We start from the raw sequence: 17,512 nt of genomic DNA on the forward strand, positions 1-17,512 counted from the left end.
CCTAATTTTTTCGATGAAAGGTTAATCGTGTGTTAAATTTGTAGGATTATACTTATTTGAAATTGTTGTTAGTCTAGAATTGACAATTTCGGACATTGCTCACGTTTCACTAATTACCGTATTTAATCCTATTAGAAATGATAAAAAGCATTTTCTAAATGCTCAATGTCGTAAGTTTTTCCATTCTTCACAATGGCAATAATGTCAAACCGGACTTCAACATCCAAATCGTGAATGGTGACATACTCATCCACAGCCTTGACCAAATTCTTGATTTGTTTCGGTTTTACAAAATCTTGTGGATTTCCAAAATCTATCGTAGACCGTGTTTTGACTTCAATAATCGCCAAGGTATCTTCTAACCGAGCTATAATATCAACCTCTGCTTTATCGAATCGGTAATTTTGCGCCACAATGGTATAGCCATGGCTAAGTAGAAAATCCACTGCCATTTTTTCGCCTTTTTTACCAAGTTCGTTGTGTTGGGCCATTTGTTAGTCAACAGTATTTAGTATGCAGTAAGCAGTCACTGTTGGTTTTCAATTAATCGATATAGGTCAACGTACTGCTGTCCTTTTGCACCTTTAACTCAACCGTCTTGCCCATAACCAAAGCTTTATTCACTTTTTCATGACCAGCTGGCATATTAAAGGCAATCGGGAAATCGTATTCCGATAAGGCATCAATGATGAGTTGCTCTACAGAACTTCCCCAGGGTGTTGTGTTTTTTCGCATCTTGGACATGTCGCCTACCAAAACACCCGCACAGTCTTCAAAATAACCGGCACGCTTTAAGCTTTGCAACATGCGGTCTATATGGTATTTGTATTCGCCAATCTCTTCAATAAAAAGTATTTTACCTTTGGTGTCGATGCTGGTATCTGAGCCCAACATGGTGTGTAGCAATGTTAGATTCCCTCCTACTAAAGGGCCTTTGGCTGTTCCTGTTTTGTTGTAGTCTGAACCTTCCAAGGTGTAGGCTTCTGGCGCACCAAATAAAGCCGATTTAAACGTATCTATGCTCGATTTCACATCCTCTAAATCCTTGGTTAAACTTACACACATTAGTGCATGTAAGGATTGAAACCCTTCGTTATTCAGTTGATTATGAAGCGCCGTAATATCGCTGTAGCCAATGAGCCACTTCGGCTTCTTTTTAAATTTTGAATAGTCTAACTTATCTAAAATTCTTACGGTTCCATAGCCACCACGCGCGCACCAAATAGCACTGATTTTAGGGTCGTCCATGGCGTTTTGCAAATCTTCACAGCGTTGCATATCCGTACCTGCAAAATGGTCGGACTTGGAAAATACATGTTTCCCAACTACAGCATGCAAGCCCCAGCTTTTCAATAAGTCGACGGCTTGCTGTACTTCGCGTTCACGGTTTTTCAAAATGCCTGAAGGTGCTACAATGGCCACGGTATCGCCTTTTTTTAAAAAATCGGGTTGAATATAATTTGTTTTCATAGATTCCGTCTCCGCATTATTTTGAGCATTTAGGCTAAAACTACACCACATTAAAGTACAAACGCACAGATATTTCAGCATATTAAATAAGTTCATTGTCGCTTTTCTGTAAATATAATAAGGTTGCCTGTAATGTCAATCATCGAAAAATTTTAAACTTTTCTTAACTTTTAAAGTCTAAAGTGTATATTCAAACCGTACATAGACAATAGGTTACCCCAAATTAGCGTATTGTCCAACCAAAAAAACCTACATATGGCAACCATGACTTCCTGTATTACCGGAACGCTTCAGCCTTACGTTTCTTCACCTGAAAACCCTTGGGACGAAACCCGTGTAAGACATGCCTTCCGACGCTTGGGCTACGACGCTTCTAAATCTGAGATTACGAACGGACTAAGCCAATCACCGAGTAATTTTATTGACCAACTTGTTGATTCGTCAGCTGATGCAATGGCTTGGCCAACACCAGCTTGGTCTGATTTTGTTTATGCCGATTACCAAAACCTTGGATTGGATTTTGATGAACAGACCCAAGCAAATCATATGGAAGTCCGCAATGCATTTATGGATTATATGCTTAATTATGGCCTTAGGGGAAAACTCATGCTGTTTTGGAGCAATCATTTTGTGACGCGATTAGAAGACTACTATTCTAGTAATCATCTTTACGAGTATTTTACAACACTAGAAGCTCATGCTTTTGGAAATTTTAAGGACTTTGTGGATGCCATAGGTAAAACAAGCGCCATGCTGATTTACTTGAATGGCCTTGAAAATACCAAATTCAGCCCTAACGAAAACTATGCGCGCGAGTTATATGAATTGTTTACCCTTGGTGTGGACAATGGTTATACGCAGCAAGATATTGTAGAAACCTCAAAAGCGTTAACGGGCTATAACCATAGAACACATTGGACCGCTCCGATTACCTATGATGAATCAACTTTTGATACTTCTAATAAACTTATTTTTACACAAGAAGGGAATTTTGGTTATGAAGATGTTATTAGAATTCTTTTCGAAGAAAAAACACCGTTAATAGCCAATTTCATTTGTAAGAAGTTGTATCACCATTTTGTAAGTGCTACGATTAACGAGGCTGTGGTTGCAGAAATGGCGAGCATCTTTCAACAAGATTTAGATATTAAAAATGTGTTGCGTGTCCTATTTAAAAGCGAACATTTTTTTGATGCGAAGACTATCGGCGTTTCTATTAAGAGTCCTTATGATCTTTTTATGTCTTATCTAAAGGTGACGAATTTTAGCGTAACTCAAGATTATCTCGAAGCATTTCACTGGTTTACTTCAACGCTGGGACAAACACTATTTGAGCCTATTGACGTGGCTGGGTGGCAAGGCGATAAAGACTGGATAAACTCCAGTACATTAACAGGTCGCTGGCAGGTGCTCGGTTGGGTGGTTTGGCACACTTGGGACAACTTTAGGGAAGAATTGAGAACCTTTGCGGTAGAAAGTTCTTCTAACAGTACTGATCCGTACTTTGTGGCCAAAAGCATTATTGACCGATTTGTACCGATACCGCTTCATACTGAATCAGATTACCAAGTTGCTTCGGATATCTTTAAGCATAATGTGCCTCAAAATTACTACGACGATGGATTATGGAACTTGCAATGGGATACCGCACCATACCAAGTTGTTTTGCTTTTAAGACATCTAATTACCATTCCCGAATTCCAACTTAAATAACCTACGCTATGTGCAATCACGATAAAAATATACAACACAAATTTGGAATAAATGCCCACGATGAAGAGCACGAGCAGTGGAACAGGCGTTCCTTTTTACAAGCTTTAGGTTTAGCAGGTACTGGCACAATGCTCTTAGGGGGCACACCACTTTCTGCATCGACCAATTCTAAATTGGCCGCTGCGCTGAGCGCTTCAGAATCGGACAGGGTCCTTGTCATTATACGACTGAAAGGTGGTAATGATGGTCTCAATACCATAATACCTATTTACGATTATGACACCTACGCGCAAGCTAGGCCAACAATTAGGCTTCGTCAAGAGAATCTCGTAAACCTTAGTGCTGATTTTGGAATGCCAAGCTATATGTCAGATTTATTGAACCTTTGGGACAATGGTGGTATGAAGGTGATTCATGGTGTAGGGTACGAAAACTCTAATCAATCGCATTTTGCAGGATCGGATGTTTGGGCTTCTACAGACCATAACAATGTAACACAATCTGGTTGGTTGGGTCGTTATTTTGAAGAACTTTATCCTGAATATCTAGTCAATCCCCCAAGCATTCCGGCCGCAGTACAGATTGGAAGTACAGGGAACCTGATTTTTGATGGTGATGCTACTAATTATGCTTTTTCGGTCGCTAACCCAAATCAGTTAGAAGCTATTGCTGAAAACGGAACAGTACATGACATGAATAACCTTCCCGATTGTGTTTACGGTGAGCAATTGGAGTTTATGCGCGGTACCACCAATACAACTTACCAGTATGCAGGTGTGATACACCAAGCTTATGAAAATGGTACTAATGGCGCTACGTATTTAGATTCGGACCTAGGACAACAATTGTCCATTGTGGCTCGTTTAATAAAAGGAAATTTAGGGTCCAAGGTTTACATGGTAACTCTTGGTAGTTTTGATACGCATGCCAATCAACCAGATGCCCATCAACAACTACTTACAGATCTTTCCAACTCTATAAAGACCTTCTATGAAGACTTAGCAACAACAGGAATAGATCAAAATGTTTTGACGATGACCTTGAGTGAATTTGGTCGTCGTGTACATGAAAATGGGTCAGAAGGTACTGACCATGGAACTTCGGCGCCGTTATTCTTTTTTGGGCCAGCGCTACAAGGCAATGGCTTCGTTGGAGAACACCCTAACCTATCAGCTTTAGTAGGAGGAAACTTAGAATACAAACAAGATTTTAGAGGTATCTACGCTACAGTTATGGAAGAATGGTTATGCGTAGATCCTAATTTAGTGGATGAAGCATTACTAAATGTTAACTATGAACGTGTAGATATCGGCTTTGGTTGTAGTCGATTGAGTACTGACGATTTTAATCAAGTCCGTTTTAAACATTACGTTATCTATCCAACGGGCGACCCCATACTCAAATTTGTTAACCCCTATGCTCAAAAAATTTCAGTAACTATCTATGATATTATGGGTAGAAAAATCTCAACACTACAAAATGATATGCTATTTGCTGGGGAACATAGTATTGATATTAAAAAAGCGGTAAAGACCAAACTTCATGTTGGGCAATACATTTACAAGATTACGGCAGGGCGCCAAAATTTCAGTAAATCTATTTTGATTCAATAAAATTAAGCGGTAACACCTTAGATTGAATACCGATTCAGCAACGGTTTTCTTTTTGTGACTGCATCTAAAGTCGTAATTTTGGGGCTTTCAAAATTTATAGATTCATGTCCAAAAGATATACCGTCACCGCCGCTTTACCTTACACCAACGGCCCTATTCATATTGGCCACTTGGCTGGGGTGTATGTGCCTGCCGATATTTACAGTCGTTATTTACGGTTAACGGGCAATGACGTCGCCTTTATTTGTGGGAGTGACGAGCATGGTGTGCCCATTACCATTAAGGCGAAAAAAGAAGGCGTGTCGCCTCAAGATATCGTGGATAAATACCATGCCATCATTAAACAATCGTTTGAAGACTTTGGGATTTCGTTTGATAATTACTCACGGACATCAGCTAAAATTCATCACGATACTGCATCAGAATTCTTTAAAACTCTTTACGATAAAGGTGAATTTATAGAAGAAACCTCACAGCAATTCTACGATGCCGATGCGGACCAATTTCTAGCCGACCGTTTTATCGTTGGCACTTGTCCTAAATGTGGTTTTGAAGAAGCGTATGGCGACCAATGCGAAAGCTGTGGAACGAGCCATAACGCTACAGATTTAATCAACCCGAAATCGGCCATAACTGGAAACACTCCTAGCCTCAAAGAAACCAAACACTGGTTTTTACCGTTGGACAAGCACGAAGATTTTCTAAAAGAATGGATTCTTGAAGGCCATAAAAAAGATTGGAAACCGAACGTCTACGGACAGGTAAAATCTTGGATTGACGACGGCTTACGACCACGTGCTGTAACGCGCGATTTAGACTGGGGAATTCCCGTGCCTGTCGAAGGCGCTGAAGGTAAAGTGCTTTACGTCTGGTTTGATGCGCCAATCGGTTACATTTCCGCGACCAAGGAATGGGCATCTACCAACGGAAAAAACTGGGAAGACTATTGGAAAAATGAAGACACAACGCTAGTTCATTTTATTGGGAAGGATAATATTGTCTTTCACTGTATCATTTTCCCGGCGATGTTAAAGGCTGAAGGCTCTTACATTCTGCCTGAAAATGTTCCAGCAAACGAGTTCCTAAATCTCGAAGGGCAGAAACTCTCCACCTCTAAAAACTGGGCGGTTTGGTTACCCGATTACTTAAAAGACTTTCCTAATCAACAAGATGTCTTGCGGTATGCTTTAACAGCCAATGCGCCTGAAACCAAGGACAACGATTTTACATGGAAAGATTTCCAAGCCAGAAACAATAATGAATTGGTGGCTATTTTCGGGAATTTCATCAATCGTGTTGTGGTGTTGACCAACAAATATTATGATGGGATTGTGCCAGAACCTTCAAATTTAGAATTGGTAGACCAAGAGACTTTGGCCGCTTTAAAGGCATACCCCGCCGTTATTGCAAGTTCTATTGAGCGCTACCGTTTTAGGGAAGCAAGCCAAGAATTAATGAATCTTTCAAGACTTGGTAACAAATATTTAGCCGACGAGGAACCTTGGAAGAAAGTTAAAGTTGATGAAGCACGTACCAAAACCATCATGTATGTGGCTTTGCAGATTGCTTCGGGATTAGCAGTACTTTGTGAACCGTTTCTACCATTCACGGCTTCAAAATTGAAAGGTGTTTTGAATCAGATTGAAAGTGCTTCAAAATTAAGTTGGAATGACATCACAGAAAAAGATATTCTCCTTCCGGCAGGTCATCAGGTTGAAAAAGGTGAATTGCTGTTTTCAAAAATTGAAGATGCAGACATCCAGGTGCAATTAGACAAGTTGGAAGCCAGCAAAACCGCAAACGAAAAAACCAATGCGGAAGTAGAGCCTCAAAAAGAAGAAATTACTTTTGATGATTTTACCAAATTAGATTTAAGAGTGGGCACCATCCTCGAGGCCGAAAAAATGCCTAAAACCAAGAAGTTATTTGTTCTAAAAGTAGATACAGGGATTGATACTCGGACGATTGTATCGGGTATTGCCGAATCTTTTACCCCAGAAGAGGTGGTCGGTAAAAAAGTAACGGTTTTAGTGAATTTGGCACCAAGAGCCTTACGTGGTGTTGAGAGTCAAGGCATGATTTTAATGACCGAAAATGCTGAAGGTAAATTGGTGTTTGTCAACCCAGATGAAGCTGAGGCGACTAACGGATTAAAGATTAGTTAAAAAGAAATAGATTCGGATTTTCCATTCGCACTAACATTTAAAGCATTTGCAATAAGCCTAACCTAGGCGTCTACTTAATTTTGAAATAAACTAAGTAGAACAATTATGAAAAAAATAATATTAGGATTGCTCACCGTTTGCTTTTTAGCCTGCGGTGCATCCAAAACTGTACGCGAATCCCGAAAAGTCATTAAAGGCGACTGGATGCTTAGCTCAGTAAGTTCATCGGCCATCGGGGATTTAAAAATTACCTTATTGAATGATTCCACCAAAGACTGTTTTGAAGGCAGTAACTGGAGTTTTGTACCCAACAACAATACTGGAACCTATACTTTAAATGGTACGGGTTGCAATGACGAAGAACGAAATTTTGTCTTTGTGATTGATGAAATTGACGAAGCTACTGGCTTGTACGATTTCCTTTTAAAACCAACCGACAAAAGAGGACGTTCAGAAGCAAATGTCGGCTTTAGAATGAATTTGACTGCGTTGTCGGATACAGATATGATATGGACACAAAACGCAAACTTGGATGGGTCTAACATCACAATATCAATGAAATTTAAAAAACAATAATTATGAAAAATCTAGTATATAAATCAGGACTATTAAGTTTAGCATTGCTGGTGTTATTCGCTTTTACCAACTGTAAAGCGGTAGACAATGCCAATAACAAACAAAAGGGTGCTGTGATTGGTGCCGCAGGTGGTGCCGTTATCGGAGCAATTATAGGAAACAACGTGGGTAAAGGCGGTAATGGAGAAATCGGAGCCGTAATTGGTGGTGTTGTAGGTGGTACTGCAGGTGTATTGATAGGCAAGAAGATGGACGAGCAGGCCAAGGAAATTGAACAAGAGATTCCAGGTGCTGTTGTAGAACGTGTGGACGATGGTATCGTTGTCACTTTTGATGAGCAAAGTGGTGTATACTTTGCAACTAACAAATACAACATTAATACAGCGTCACAAGAGACATTGAATAAACTGGCGGGTGTATTTAAAGAATACCCAGATACAAATATTTTGGTTGTAGGCCATACCGATAGTACCGGTGATGCCGATTACAACATGACCTTGTCTAAAAACAGAGCCTACGCAGTAACCAATTATTTAACTGGCGCTGGCTTATCCCCAGGACGTTTTACCACCAACTGGTTTGGAGAAACACAACCAATGCACGATAACAGTACAACTGAAGGTCGTTCAAAGAATAGACGTGTTAATATTGCCATTTTGCCAAATGAAGATATGATTGAAGATGCAAAACAAGAGGCAGGCAACTAAATCTTGAAGGCCTTTAGACAAAATCCCATCTGATTTTTCGGATGGGATTTTTTATTCGACTTAGGTATTTAAAAAAGATGGATTAATATGATTTTCAAAAATCAAAACGACTTAATGAAATTTAAAAAACATAAATCTACGATTTAAGTAATTTTCTGTTTTTAAGTAAAGCCTTTTCTGTCTCCTACTCTTATAATGATAATATTATTTCAACTAGGATTCTTATCTTTACAAGACTCAATTTTACAAGCCTATTATGAAAAAAAAATTACAATCCCTTATTATTGCTTTTATTGGTCATTGTTTTTACAAGCCAACTTAATGCGCAAAACAGCGGACTCACAATCGTTGAGGATATCCCTGTAGACTGGGACGTCTGCACCTATTATCCGGCAGAAGTTCCCATGAAATCTTATGTAAAAGTAAGAGAATCTATTTTGCAAAAAAGGGCCCAAAACTTACCAAATTGCTCAACAATAAATGTCACCTACAATGGCTTTACAACTCAAGCTCAAACAGCATTTCAGTTTGCAGTAGATATCTGGGAAGACTTGTTAACATCATCTGTCCCTATTACAGTAAATGCTGATTTTGGTCCACTAGACCCTGGTGTCTTGGGTGGTGCCGGACCTGCAGGATTTGTAGGCTTAACAAGCGACCCTATGAACGTCACCCCAGATAATACCGAATTCTACGCACGTGCTTAAGCAGAGTCACTTTTAGGTGAAGAAAGTAGCGGTAACGGCACTGTGACAAATGACATAAATGCTACATTCAGCAGTACAGCCAATTTTTACTTTGGGACGGACGGAAACACTCCTATTGGACAAATTGATTTTGTTACCGTTGTACTACATGAACTTGGACACGGCTTAGGCATATTAGGCTTTGGCGAAGTAGACAATGATGATGCACCTACGCAAGGAGAAATTAGAGCCAGCGGTTTCCCAAGTATTTGGGATAGATTTATAGAAAATGGCTCAGAGGTTTCAATTCTAGATTTTGCAGACCCATCAGCAGCTTTGCTAGCTGAATTTCAGAGCAATGATTTATTCTGTAATTCTGAAGCAGCAACCTTTTACAATGGTAATGTAAAACCAGCAATTTATGCGCCGGGCAGTTGGGAAGCTGGTTCTAGCTACAGCCATTGGGATGAATCTACATTTCCTACGGGGTCAACTCAGGCACTAATGACACCTTTTGTCGCTAATGGTGAGGCCATACACGACCCAGGTAATGCCATGCTTGGGTTTATGCAAGATATGGGTTGGATAATCTGTGACAACAGACTCAATACGGAGCAGGTTGTCATTTCTGATTTTTACATTAGTCCCAATCCATTTGTAGATAGACTAGACATTCAATTAAGTTCAAACTTAAGAAATGACAGTTTTGATGCCACTATAACGGACATTAATGGTAAGGTTATTTTTAAAGAGACCCTTCAGAACGAAAATGGCCAGTTAAGCATCGAGCAATTAAGTATGTTAAAAAGCTCGCTATACTTTTTAAGCTTAACAAGCAATACCACAGGACAAACATTAGTTAAAAAGATAATTAAGCGTTAAAAGCCATCGGCACAATATTATTAAACGATTAGATATTAAAAAGGGGAGCGCCATTGGCGCTCCCCTTTTTTTTGGCTAACCTTTTAAAGGTTTATTTTCCGAGCATCAACAGCTCGCTACACACAATCTCTGTAATATAACGTTTTGTACCGTCCTTGTCTTCCCATTTGCGATTGGTCAGTTTACCGGTAACGGCTACTTCTTTGCCTTTCCCTACATACTTTTCTACAATCTCTGCGGTCTTGCCCCAGGCCACAATATTGTGCCACTGCGTGTCCGTTACTTTTTCGCCCTTGGCGTTTTTGTAACTCTCGTTGGTCGCCAGCGAAAATTTAGCGAGTCGCTTTCCCGAGTCTAGGTTTACAATTTCTGGGTCTTGTCCCAAGTTTCCAATCAACTGTACTTTGTTTCTTAGCGTTGTCATAATTTAAATTCTTTAATGCCTGCATATTTAGCAAGCGCGTTAAACAGTTAATACTATTGAACCTTTGTGATACTAAAACTCTTTCAGCACAGATTCAACACTGCAAATATGAAACAGCCTGCAAATGTAAATCGGTGATTACGCACTTACTATCGTTTGCAAATGTTTGTAGTCGTTTGAAAACGTGTAAATACCTGTAATTAAAGAGATTAAAGTTTTTTAACGATATTTGGGGTATTGCGTATATTTATGAATTGGCAGTAATTTGCCTGAATAAAAAACAATATCAATGAAAAAAATATTTCTCGCTTTAATATTTATTTCTATTGTATGCACACAATGTAAATCTGTTGGAGATTCTGAATTAACATTAGATGAAAAACAATCTATTGAAAATTTGATTCAAAATGAGATTAATACTATGATTGAAGCTGTAAACAAAAAAGATATCAAAACTTATATGGAGAAAATGCCATTGGACTTTATTATCTATGATGAAAATGGAGAAATAATTACTCGCGAAAAGCAAAGAGAACGTGCTTTGAGAGATTGGTCCATTATTAAAAAAACTTTAAATAACCAAATGAATATTGACAGCATAGACTATACTTCAAGAGATAGTCTTTATGTTTATACTTCCCAGAGATGGGAAAGGTTAATGTTCCAACGAGATGGAATAACGACTGATACAGTATTAACCACTCAAAAGCATAAAGAACTATGGAAAAAAGGAAAACTCGGGTGGATTGGTTATGATATTGAAGAGCTTGGTGGTAACATTTTCATTAATGGTAAAAAATATAAAAGATAATAATAACTACTGCCAACAATGTATAACCGTATGGCATAAAAAAACATAATGAACAAAAATTTAATCTTTCTAATAATATTGCTGTTAACCCTTCAAGGATGTAAGGGGCAAACTCAAGAACAAAATGATATTGTTACAATAAATGGAGTCACCATTAATCAAAAAATCTTAAATGAACTTAAGAAAAAACTAAAACAAGAACCAAAAGAATTTGAGAAAGTAAATTATTATTACGAAAATGTAGATTCAACTTGGAACGAAGAAACTGATACAATAAGGAATGGGTTCTATTTTAAGCAAATAAGTGAATCTAATGCTAAAAGAATAATTCAAGATTATTCAGAACAACTCACGGAATCAGGACACTATATATTCCTAAAAAATCTTGACTTTGACGATAGTTGGAATAGCTTGTATGACGTGACAATTGTAAAAGCTGAAAATCAGTATGATATTTTGAAGATTATGAATACGCAAGGACCTAACTATGATGTGACAAACGAACAAGTAATTAAAAAGATTAAAAAATGGGACGAAAAAGTAGGGCTTAAAATAATTGTTGCTGATGAAGCAAGAGTTGAAGCCCTTATTTCAAAACTACCCGACGACTTGTTGAACTTTACTCAAGAAATTTATGAATTGTGTCCAGATGTTATAGAGCAAGGTTATAGCGATATGGACGAAATGATTAATGACTATAAAACGAATAAATATTTTTGGATGTGGTGGGATTAAATTACGCCACACAACAACGGCTATAATTCATTACGGCTGAAATTCCTAATCAGAATTTCAAGCCTTTTTGCTAAATTTATGGATACGGCGGAATGATACACAAACACGTTAAGCAAGCTAAAAAACCGAAAATGCTGAAATCACTAATCATAATTTTTATTCTACATTTTTCATTGAGTCTACAATCTCAGGAAAATATGACATTGTTAGAACAGCAAAAGCTTATCATAAAAAACTTAAGTGGAGACATTGAATTGGCAAATGGAAAAACCCTAAAAGCTAGAAGTACAAAAGAAGAAAGAAAACTTTCAAGAGAATACTTATCAGAAATAATAATATCTATAGGACTTAAACCTGAATATCACTCATATAAAATGCCCAATATTAACCCATTGGTAGACTTACTTTTCAATCCATTCAAAGGTGCCAATATATATACCATTCTTCCAGCTACTACAGAAAGTGATGAATATATAGTAATCGGCGCACATTTTGACTCAAAACGAAATTGCCCAGGCGCAATCGACAATGGTTCTGGAATAGCAATTACCTTTGGTGCTGTTTCAAGATTGGCCGATTTACAAAGTCGAAGAGTCAATATTATTCTTGTTTATTTTGACCAAGAGGAAGAAGAGTTGGTTGGCAGTCAGGCATTTGCCAAAAAACTCAAAAAAGAAAAGTTAAATATACTATCTGTTCATACCATTGATACTATGGGTTGGGATAGCGATGGAGATAATGCGATTGAACTCGAATTGCCAACTGAATATCTAAAAAGTATATATGTTGAGGCTGGAAAAAAATTAGACATACCAATATATACTACAAAGGTGAATTCTACCGACCATCATTCATTTAGAGAATTAGGATTTAATGCAACCGGTTTAACGGACGAACTTGTAAATGGCGACTTTGCACCATTTAAGGACACTGAAAAAGACACTTATCAAACAGTCAACTTTGATTTCATAACTTCTTCAACACAACTTTTGTATGAAGTCATTAAAACTGAAATCGAGTAAAATCTAAAAGGGTGAAATTTTCTAAGCTATCTATTTTAACAGGAATTTCAATCATATTCTTTTTAGTAAAAGGAATTCAATATGCCATAATTGGTAGTTATGTTCCGCTACTGATAGTTTTAATTGTTTTAGGTAGTCTGTATTTGAGTTTTTTAAAGAGTAAAAAAGCACATCGAGCAATCTTGAGAATATGGGCTGTATTAATAATTATATGGGCTATCGCAAGATTTATTGTGTGGATGATGTTTGAAGTTGACCAAAACCTATCTGAAACACATATTAGAGAACAATTTGGTATATTTCAACATATAATCTCAATAGTTATACTGATTATAGGCATTATGATATTTAAAAACAAAACAGAGAAGCCGGCAGGTAACAATGGCAATAAGTAATTGCTTGTTCTAGCCTATTTCTGGATCCCGAAGCATCGGGACTCGCGGATTTTCAGTTTGGTATGTACTTGCAAAGCTAATTGTTAACCTACGCAACTAGTCATACCCGAGACGTTGGCAGTAATTATTATAACAACTAATAATAGAAAATATGAATAGTAATTTTTATGTAATCGTGATGATTCTTTTTTTCACTATAAGCTGTAAAAACGAAACACAAAAGGTTGAAGAAGTTTCAAAAACAGAATTAATTGAAGAGTCAAATGTATTTGGCAACTACGTTTCTGAAGATTATTCAAAGAGAAATCAAGGCTATGATTGGGTCGCCATATCGGTGACGGAAGGAGAGAGTAATCATTTGAATGTTTCGGTCCGCTCACGTGCAGACAAGAAAAAACCTACCTGTACATTTGATGCAGTTGCTAAAAAAGTAGATGACAACGTTTACCAGACTCAAATTAATGGCAAATCCATTCTGTTTGAATTTACTAATGCACAAATCAGTATAGCTACAGAAAAAGAAGAAGATGAAGGCTTACTCTATTTTTATTGCTCTGGTGGTGCAAGTATCGCCGGAACATACTTAAAAATAAATGAAGCAATTGACCAAATTCAAATTGACAAAACAAAATTCAATAGAGTACTGAATTTACAAGACGTTGGATTTAACGTTTCTTCAATAGAAAATGAAGGCAAAAACACCCTAAACGTTTCCACTTTTGGCTTAGAAGAGCAAGAATACAACGAAACGTTCAATATTGACGGTGAAGAGGTCATTAACGCCGAAGTGGAAGACCTTAATTCTGATGGCTCACCTGAACTTTTCGTTTTTACCCAGTCAGTTGGAAGTGGAAGTTACGGATATGTATACGCATCTTCCGTTAACAATAAAAAATCGATGAGTGAGGTCTATTTTCAACCAACAGCCGAAAACGGCAAGATAAATGAAGGATACATGGGCCACGATGAATTTTCTCTGGTTGAAAATACTTTAGGTCAACTTTTTCCAATCTATAAAGAAGGTGATAAAAACTCTAAACCAACGGGAGGAACAAGACAAGTTTCTTATAAACTAGTTGAAGGAGAAGCCATGAGAAAACTTGAAGTTGATAAAATCACTGAATACTAAAAAACAACTTCAAACATGGCTATAAGCAAATGCTAATTCTGCCTATTTCTAAAAATTGTAGAACTAATCTCAGTAGCACGTCTTAAAAAATCCATTACACAATCACCAATGCACCTAGAAACCAAAGACCTCATCCTCCGCCGAATGCAACCCAGCGACCTTGAAGGTTTGTTTGAGCTAGACTCCGATCCCATCGTCCATAAATACTTGGGGAATCAGCCTCGGACTCATATTGAAGAATCCCAAAAAGACCTTGAAGATAACATGCGCCAATGGGACGAGCGCGGTGTTGCCCGTTGGACGTCCATAGAAAAGTCCTCTGGTGATTTTATCGGTTGGTCGGGCTTGCGCCTCAACAACGATTTAACCTATAACAACCACACCAATTTCTATGATGTAGGTTACCGTTTTATACCACGGTATTGGGGCAAGGGTTACGCCACGGAATCTTCCATTGTGGCGTTAGACTATTTCTTCAATGTCATGAAAAAAGAGTTACTTTGTGGTATAGCAGAAACGGAGAATATAGCGTCTAACCGCGTGTTGCAGAAAGTCGGTCTGCACTTTATAGAAGATTTTACCATAGACGACATCCCTGCTAAATGGTACGAATTAAAACGAGAAGATTATGGAAAGAAAATGTCCTGAGTGTGGCACCAAAATCCTGGGGCGTATCGATAAAAAGTTCTGTAGTGACGGCTGTCGTAATGCACATAACAACCGCATCAATAAAGATTCCAAGAATCTCATAAGAAACACCAACAACCGTCTACGGAAAAACTATAGGATTTTAGAAACGCTCAATCCCAACAAAAAAACCAGGTCTTCACGGGCAAAGCTGATAGAAAAAGGATTCGATTTTAATTATTTCACGAGTATATACACCACCAAGTCGGGCACAGTTTATTATTTTGTATATGACCAAGGCTATCTCCCGTTAGAAGGGGATTACTACGCATTGGTAAAACGAGACGATTAGCGGTCAGCGCCAGATTTTGTAGTACTGTTCCAATTTTCACCCTTCAGTTGCAAGGCTGCTTTAAGAATATCCTTTTGGCTGATTTGCCCAATAAGCTTACCATTTTCAACAATCGGAAAACGTCGTCGTTTAGAGGTTAAAAATTTGTTTGCCGCATCAAAAACATTCATATCGCCATCAATGGTTTCCACATCGCGCACCATACGTTTTTCCACATTATCATGCTCCAATGGCATGTTGTAATACCGACTTTCACTCAATTGCTTAAGGCAATCCCCTTCAGAAATAATCCCAACCAACTCATTACGTTCGTTGACAACTGGTCCACCAGAAATCTTGTTTTTAATAATGCCTTCCACAACTTCCTGTACCGATTGGTCGGGCCGAAAAGTGACCAAATTAGTGGACATATAGTCCCGAACTCTTAACGATGAAACCGCTTGTGACGCCTGCGCCGATTGCTTTCGCGCGCCCTGAAAACTTTTAATGCCCATAACCCAGAAATTTTAGTGAATCTTAAAGTTACTGAAAATTAGCTCCTTAAGCAAATGAAATTTCAAACCAGCTTATCGTACTTTTGGCATTCAAATCACAAAGCATTGAAACAGAACATAGCCATCATCGGTTGCGGTTGGTTGGGACGTCCCTTGGCCCATCATTTATTGTCTTTGGGTTTCGCTGTCGCAGGAAGTACCCGAAGTGCCGAGAAAGCCAAACAACTCAAAAGCGAAGGCATCGATGCTACAGTACTTCTGTTAAGTGAAACCACGCTTGAAGGTGACACGGACAGATTATTAATTAATGCTACGCAGGTCATCATCAACATCCCGCCCGGACTGCGCGGTAATCCTAATAAAGACCATGTGGCCGAAATCGACCAATTGGTGAAACGGATAAATGCTTCAAATGTAGCGCATGTTATCTATTGTAGCTCAACATCGGTGTTTCAAAACGATGAATCCTTTCGAGTAATTACAGAAGAAAGTCTCCCGAATTCAAATGATAATTCTGGTCGACAGCTTATTCAGATTGAAAAAAACCTTAAAGAAAATTCAAACTTTATTACGACTATCATCAGACCTTCAGGATTAATCGGAGCAGACCGTCATCCAGGGAAGATTCTGGCAGGTAAAAGTGAAATTTCAGACCCAGAGTCTCCAATAAATCTTATTCATAGGGATGATGTTATCGGGGTTATTTCAGAATTACTTGATGAAAAACATTGGGGACAAACCATCAACCTCGCTATGCCACAACATCCCAGCAAAAAAGACTATTATAGCAACTACGCAAAAACACACGGTTTGGAAGCGCCAAATTTCGATTTAGACACACCTTCAAAAGGAAAAATTATAGACAGTGGCCAAAGCCTTGACCATCTTACCTATAGACTAAAACACAGTTTGTAGATTTAATACGGATTTAAGAACTAAACCCAGATTTTTTTTTAGTTTAGCGACCACTAAATTTTTGATGAATGAAAACGTTGACTACCGCCCTAATGGTGCTATTTGTAAGCTTATCTTTTGCACAGGGCAACACAGATTTAAAAGCGCATTTTGAAGCGTATTACAAACAAATGAAAGCCCAAGGCGATGTGCAAGGCGTCATTAATGCCATGACCCATCTCGATGTTTTGGAGCCTTTACAGACCAGAAGAGATACATTAGCTTACCTATATTTAACTGAAGGCCGTTACATGCAAGCGCTTAACACTATTGGTGTTGAGAAGAATGCTACTGACTCGGATATCAATGTTGAGGTAAAGGCATTGGCCTTAAAAAACCTTAACCAACCAAAGTTAGCTTTGGAGCAATATGAAGTCTTATACCAAAGAAGTCCAAATCCAGCATTGGCTTACGAAATTGCTGATTTAATGATTCTTACCGACAATACAGCCGGTGCCAAAGCCAAGATTGAATATGGTTTGGCCAACGTTAAAGACGATATGAAACGCGCGTTTTACGAGCGTCAGCAACCTTACCAAACCTCATTAAAAGCGGCCCTTTTATATTTAAAAGGTTTGGCTCTGTTTAAGGAAAACGAAACGGCAAACTTAGATACTGCTTTAAAGTTTATGAACGATGCATTAGCCATTGACCCTAACTTTAACATGGCAAGAATTTCCCGTGAAGCTTTAGAAGCTAAGAAAGTAGCGAAGAATTAAGCCTTATAAAAAACCGAAATAAAGTCTCGACATTCAAT

Annotated in this window: 20 protein-coding genes; 16 read left to right on the forward strand and 4 right to left on the reverse strand. The window is 38.2% G+C overall.

Going from position 1 to position 17,512, the window contains the following annotated elements; translation table 11 throughout:
- Positions 1-131: 131 nt before the first annotated feature.
- Together ACFOSX_RS02295 and ACFOSX_RS02300 are read right to left on the reverse strand one after the other, a co-directional pair.
- A complete protein-coding gene (locus tag ACFOSX_RS02295) occupies positions 132-491 on the reverse strand; it encodes a YraN family protein (protein WP_386096608.1) in 360 nt (119 codons plus the stop codon).
- Between the two features lie 52 nt (positions 492-543).
- A complete protein-coding gene (locus ACFOSX_RS02300; RefSeq protein WP_386096610.1) occupies positions 544-1,470 on the reverse strand; it encodes a S66 peptidase family protein in 927 nt (308 codons plus the stop codon).
- 255 nt (positions 1,471-1,725) lie between these two features.
- On the opposite strand from ACFOSX_RS02300, the gene ACFOSX_RS02305 reads away from it, so the two are divergent.
- From ACFOSX_RS02305 to ACFOSX_RS02335, 7 genes are all read left to right on the forward strand, one after another.
- Entirely contained in the window at positions 1,726-3,183 is a 1,458-nt protein-coding gene (locus ACFOSX_RS02305; protein WP_386096612.1) for a DUF1800 domain-containing protein, read from the forward strand.
- An 8-nt stretch (positions 3,184-3,191) separates the two neighbouring features.
- Entirely contained in the window at positions 3,192-4,796 is a 1,605-nt protein-coding gene (locus tag ACFOSX_RS02310; protein WP_386096614.1) for a DUF1501 domain-containing protein, read from the forward strand.
- A 104-nt stretch (positions 4,797-4,900) separates the two neighbouring features.
- On the forward strand, positions 4,901-6,961 hold the full coding sequence (metG, locus tag ACFOSX_RS02315; protein ID WP_386096616.1) for a methionine--tRNA ligase: 2,061 nt from the start codon (positions 4,901-4,903) through the stop codon (positions 6,959-6,961).
- Between the two features lie 105 nt (positions 6,962-7,066).
- Positions 7,067-7,537, forward strand: coding sequence for a lipocalin family protein (locus ACFOSX_RS02320; RefSeq protein ID WP_386096618.1), 471 nt, complete (start codon positions 7,067-7,069; stop codon positions 7,535-7,537).
- A gap of 2 nt (positions 7,538-7,539) precedes the next feature.
- Complete coding sequence (locus tag ACFOSX_RS02325; RefSeq protein WP_386096620.1) at positions 7,540-8,244, forward strand: OmpA family protein; 705 nt, start codon at positions 7,540-7,542, stop codon at positions 8,242-8,244.
- Between the two features lie 284 nt (positions 8,245-8,528).
- Entirely contained in the window at positions 8,529-8,951 is a 423-nt protein-coding gene (locus ACFOSX_RS02330) for a hypothetical protein (RefSeq protein ID WP_386096621.1), read from the forward strand.
- 42 nt (positions 8,952-8,993) lie between these two features.
- A complete protein-coding gene (locus ACFOSX_RS02335; protein WP_386096623.1) occupies positions 8,994-9,812 on the forward strand; it encodes a T9SS type A sorting domain-containing protein in 819 nt (272 codons plus the stop codon).
- Positions 9,813-9,903: 91 nt separating this feature from the next.
- Here ACFOSX_RS02335 and ACFOSX_RS02340 read toward each other — a convergent pair whose 3' ends face one another.
- Positions 9,904-10,236, reverse strand: coding sequence for a single-stranded DNA-binding protein (locus tag ACFOSX_RS02340; protein ID WP_386096625.1), 333 nt, complete (start codon positions 10,234-10,236; stop codon positions 9,904-9,906).
- 289 nt (positions 10,237-10,525) lie between these two features.
- Here ACFOSX_RS02340 and ACFOSX_RS02345 point away from each other — a divergent pair, with 289 nt between their 5' ends.
- The 7 genes from ACFOSX_RS02345 to ACFOSX_RS02375 all read left to right on the forward strand — a co-directional run bounded on the left by ACFOSX_RS02345 (position 10,526) and on the right by ACFOSX_RS02375 (position 15,307).
- The gene (locus ACFOSX_RS02345) at positions 10,526-11,047 is read left to right on the forward strand and encodes a hypothetical protein (RefSeq protein WP_386096627.1); all 522 of its coding nucleotides are present in this window, start codon (positions 10,526-10,528) and stop codon (positions 11,045-11,047) included.
- Positions 11,048-11,095: 48 nt separating this feature from the next.
- Entirely contained in the window at positions 11,096-11,782 is a 687-nt protein-coding gene (locus ACFOSX_RS02350; RefSeq protein WP_386096629.1) for a DUF4253 domain-containing protein, read from the forward strand.
- Positions 11,783-11,913: 131 nt separating this feature from the next.
- Positions 11,914-12,804: a M28 family metallopeptidase gene (locus ACFOSX_RS02355; protein WP_386096631.1), complete on the forward strand. Its 891-nt coding sequence runs from the start codon at positions 11,914-11,916 to the stop codon at positions 12,802-12,804.
- An 11-nt stretch (positions 12,805-12,815) separates the two neighbouring features.
- Positions 12,816-13,199: a hypothetical protein gene (locus ACFOSX_RS02360; protein WP_386096633.1), complete on the forward strand. Its 384-nt coding sequence runs from the start codon at positions 12,816-12,818 to the stop codon at positions 13,197-13,199.
- Positions 13,200-13,350: 151 nt separating this feature from the next.
- Positions 13,351-14,328: a PliI family lysozyme inhibitor of I-type lysozyme gene (locus ACFOSX_RS02365; RefSeq protein WP_386096635.1), complete on the forward strand. Its 978-nt coding sequence runs from the start codon at positions 13,351-13,353 to the stop codon at positions 14,326-14,328.
- A gap of 108 nt (positions 14,329-14,436) precedes the next feature.
- Complete coding sequence (locus tag ACFOSX_RS02370) at positions 14,437-14,976, forward strand: GNAT family N-acetyltransferase (RefSeq protein ID WP_386096637.1); 540 nt, start codon at positions 14,437-14,439, stop codon at positions 14,974-14,976.
- The gene (locus ACFOSX_RS02375) at positions 14,957-15,307 is read left to right on the forward strand and encodes a hypothetical protein (RefSeq protein WP_386096639.1); all 351 of its coding nucleotides are present in this window, start codon (positions 14,957-14,959) and stop codon (positions 15,305-15,307) included. Before ACFOSX_RS02370 ends, ACFOSX_RS02375 begins: the two co-directional genes overlap by 20 nt.
- On the opposite strand, the gene ACFOSX_RS02380 is transcribed toward ACFOSX_RS02375, so the two are convergent.
- Positions 15,304-15,801 (reverse strand): CBS domain-containing protein, encoded by a 498-nt coding sequence (locus ACFOSX_RS02380; RefSeq protein WP_386096641.1) that lies wholly within the window; start codon positions 15,799-15,801, stop codon positions 15,304-15,306. The two genes, ACFOSX_RS02375 and ACFOSX_RS02380, sit on opposite strands and share 4 nt — an antisense overlap.
- 105 nt (positions 15,802-15,906) lie before the next feature.
- Between ACFOSX_RS02380 and ACFOSX_RS02385 the strand changes: the two genes are divergently transcribed.
- The gene (locus ACFOSX_RS02385; RefSeq protein WP_386096643.1) at positions 15,907-16,716 is read left to right on the forward strand and encodes an NAD(P)H-binding protein; all 810 of its coding nucleotides are present in this window, start codon (positions 15,907-15,909) and stop codon (positions 16,714-16,716) included.
- A 68-nt stretch (positions 16,717-16,784) separates the two neighbouring features.
- Complete coding sequence (locus ACFOSX_RS02390; protein WP_386096645.1) at positions 16,785-17,474, forward strand: hypothetical protein; 690 nt, start codon at positions 16,785-16,787, stop codon at positions 17,472-17,474.
- Positions 17,475-17,512 lie beyond the last annotated feature (38 nt).

This window comes from Winogradskyella maritima (assembly GCF_042650215.1).
GTDB lineage: Bacteria > Bacteroidota > Bacteroidia > Flavobacteriales > Flavobacteriaceae > Winogradskyella > Winogradskyella maritima.

Excerpts from the sequence above, each read along its gene's own strand:
- ACFOSX_RS02310 (WP_386096614.1), top strand. The coding sequence starts at position 3,192 with ATGTGCAATCACGATAAAAATATACAACACAAATTTGGAATAAATGCC.
- ACFOSX_RS02345 (WP_386096627.1), top strand. The coding sequence starts at position 10,526 with ATGAAAAAAATATTTCTCGCTTTAATATTTATTTCTATTGTATGCACA.
- ACFOSX_RS02370 (WP_386096637.1), top strand. The coding sequence starts at position 14,437 with ATGCACCTAGAAACCAAAGACCTCATCCTCCGCCGAATGCAACCCAGC.
- ACFOSX_RS02340 (WP_386096625.1), bottom strand. The coding sequence starts at position 10,236 with ATGACAACGCTAAGAAACAAAGTACAGTTGATTGGAAACTTGGGACAA.
- ACFOSX_RS02365 (WP_386096635.1), top strand. The coding sequence starts at position 13,351 with ATGAATAGTAATTTTTATGTAATCGTGATGATTCTTTTTTTCACTATA.
- ACFOSX_RS02355 (WP_386096631.1), top strand. The coding sequence starts at position 11,914 with ATGCTGAAATCACTAATCATAATTTTTATTCTACATTTTTCATTGAGT.
- ACFOSX_RS02380 (WP_386096641.1), bottom strand. The coding sequence starts at position 15,801 with ATGGGCATTAAAAGTTTTCAGGGCGCGCGAAAGCAATCGGCGCAGGCG.
- ACFOSX_RS02300 (WP_386096610.1), bottom strand. The coding sequence starts at position 1,470 with ATGAAAACAAATTATATTCAACCCGATTTTTTAAAAAAAGGCGATACC.
- ACFOSX_RS02325 (WP_386096620.1), top strand. The coding sequence starts at position 7,540 with ATGAAAAATCTAGTATATAAATCAGGACTATTAAGTTTAGCATTGCTG.
- ACFOSX_RS02390 (WP_386096645.1), top strand. The coding sequence starts at position 16,785 with ATGAAAACGTTGACTACCGCCCTAATGGTGCTATTTGTAAGCTTATCT.
- ACFOSX_RS02295 (WP_386096608.1), bottom strand. The coding sequence starts at position 491 with ATGGCCCAACACAACGAACTTGGTAAAAAAGGCGAAAAAATGGCAGTG.
- metG (WP_386096616.1), top strand. The coding sequence starts at position 4,901 with ATGTCCAAAAGATATACCGTCACCGCCGCTTTACCTTACACCAACGGC.
- ACFOSX_RS02350 (WP_386096629.1), top strand. The coding sequence starts at position 11,096 with ATGAACAAAAATTTAATCTTTCTAATAATATTGCTGTTAACCCTTCAA.
- ACFOSX_RS02375 (WP_386096639.1), top strand. The coding sequence starts at position 14,957 with ATGGAAAGAAAATGTCCTGAGTGTGGCACCAAAATCCTGGGGCGTATC.
- ACFOSX_RS02320 (WP_386096618.1), top strand. The coding sequence starts at position 7,067 with ATGAAAAAAATAATATTAGGATTGCTCACCGTTTGCTTTTTAGCCTGC.
- ACFOSX_RS02305 (WP_386096612.1), top strand. The coding sequence starts at position 1,726 with ATGGCAACCATGACTTCCTGTATTACCGGAACGCTTCAGCCTTACGTT.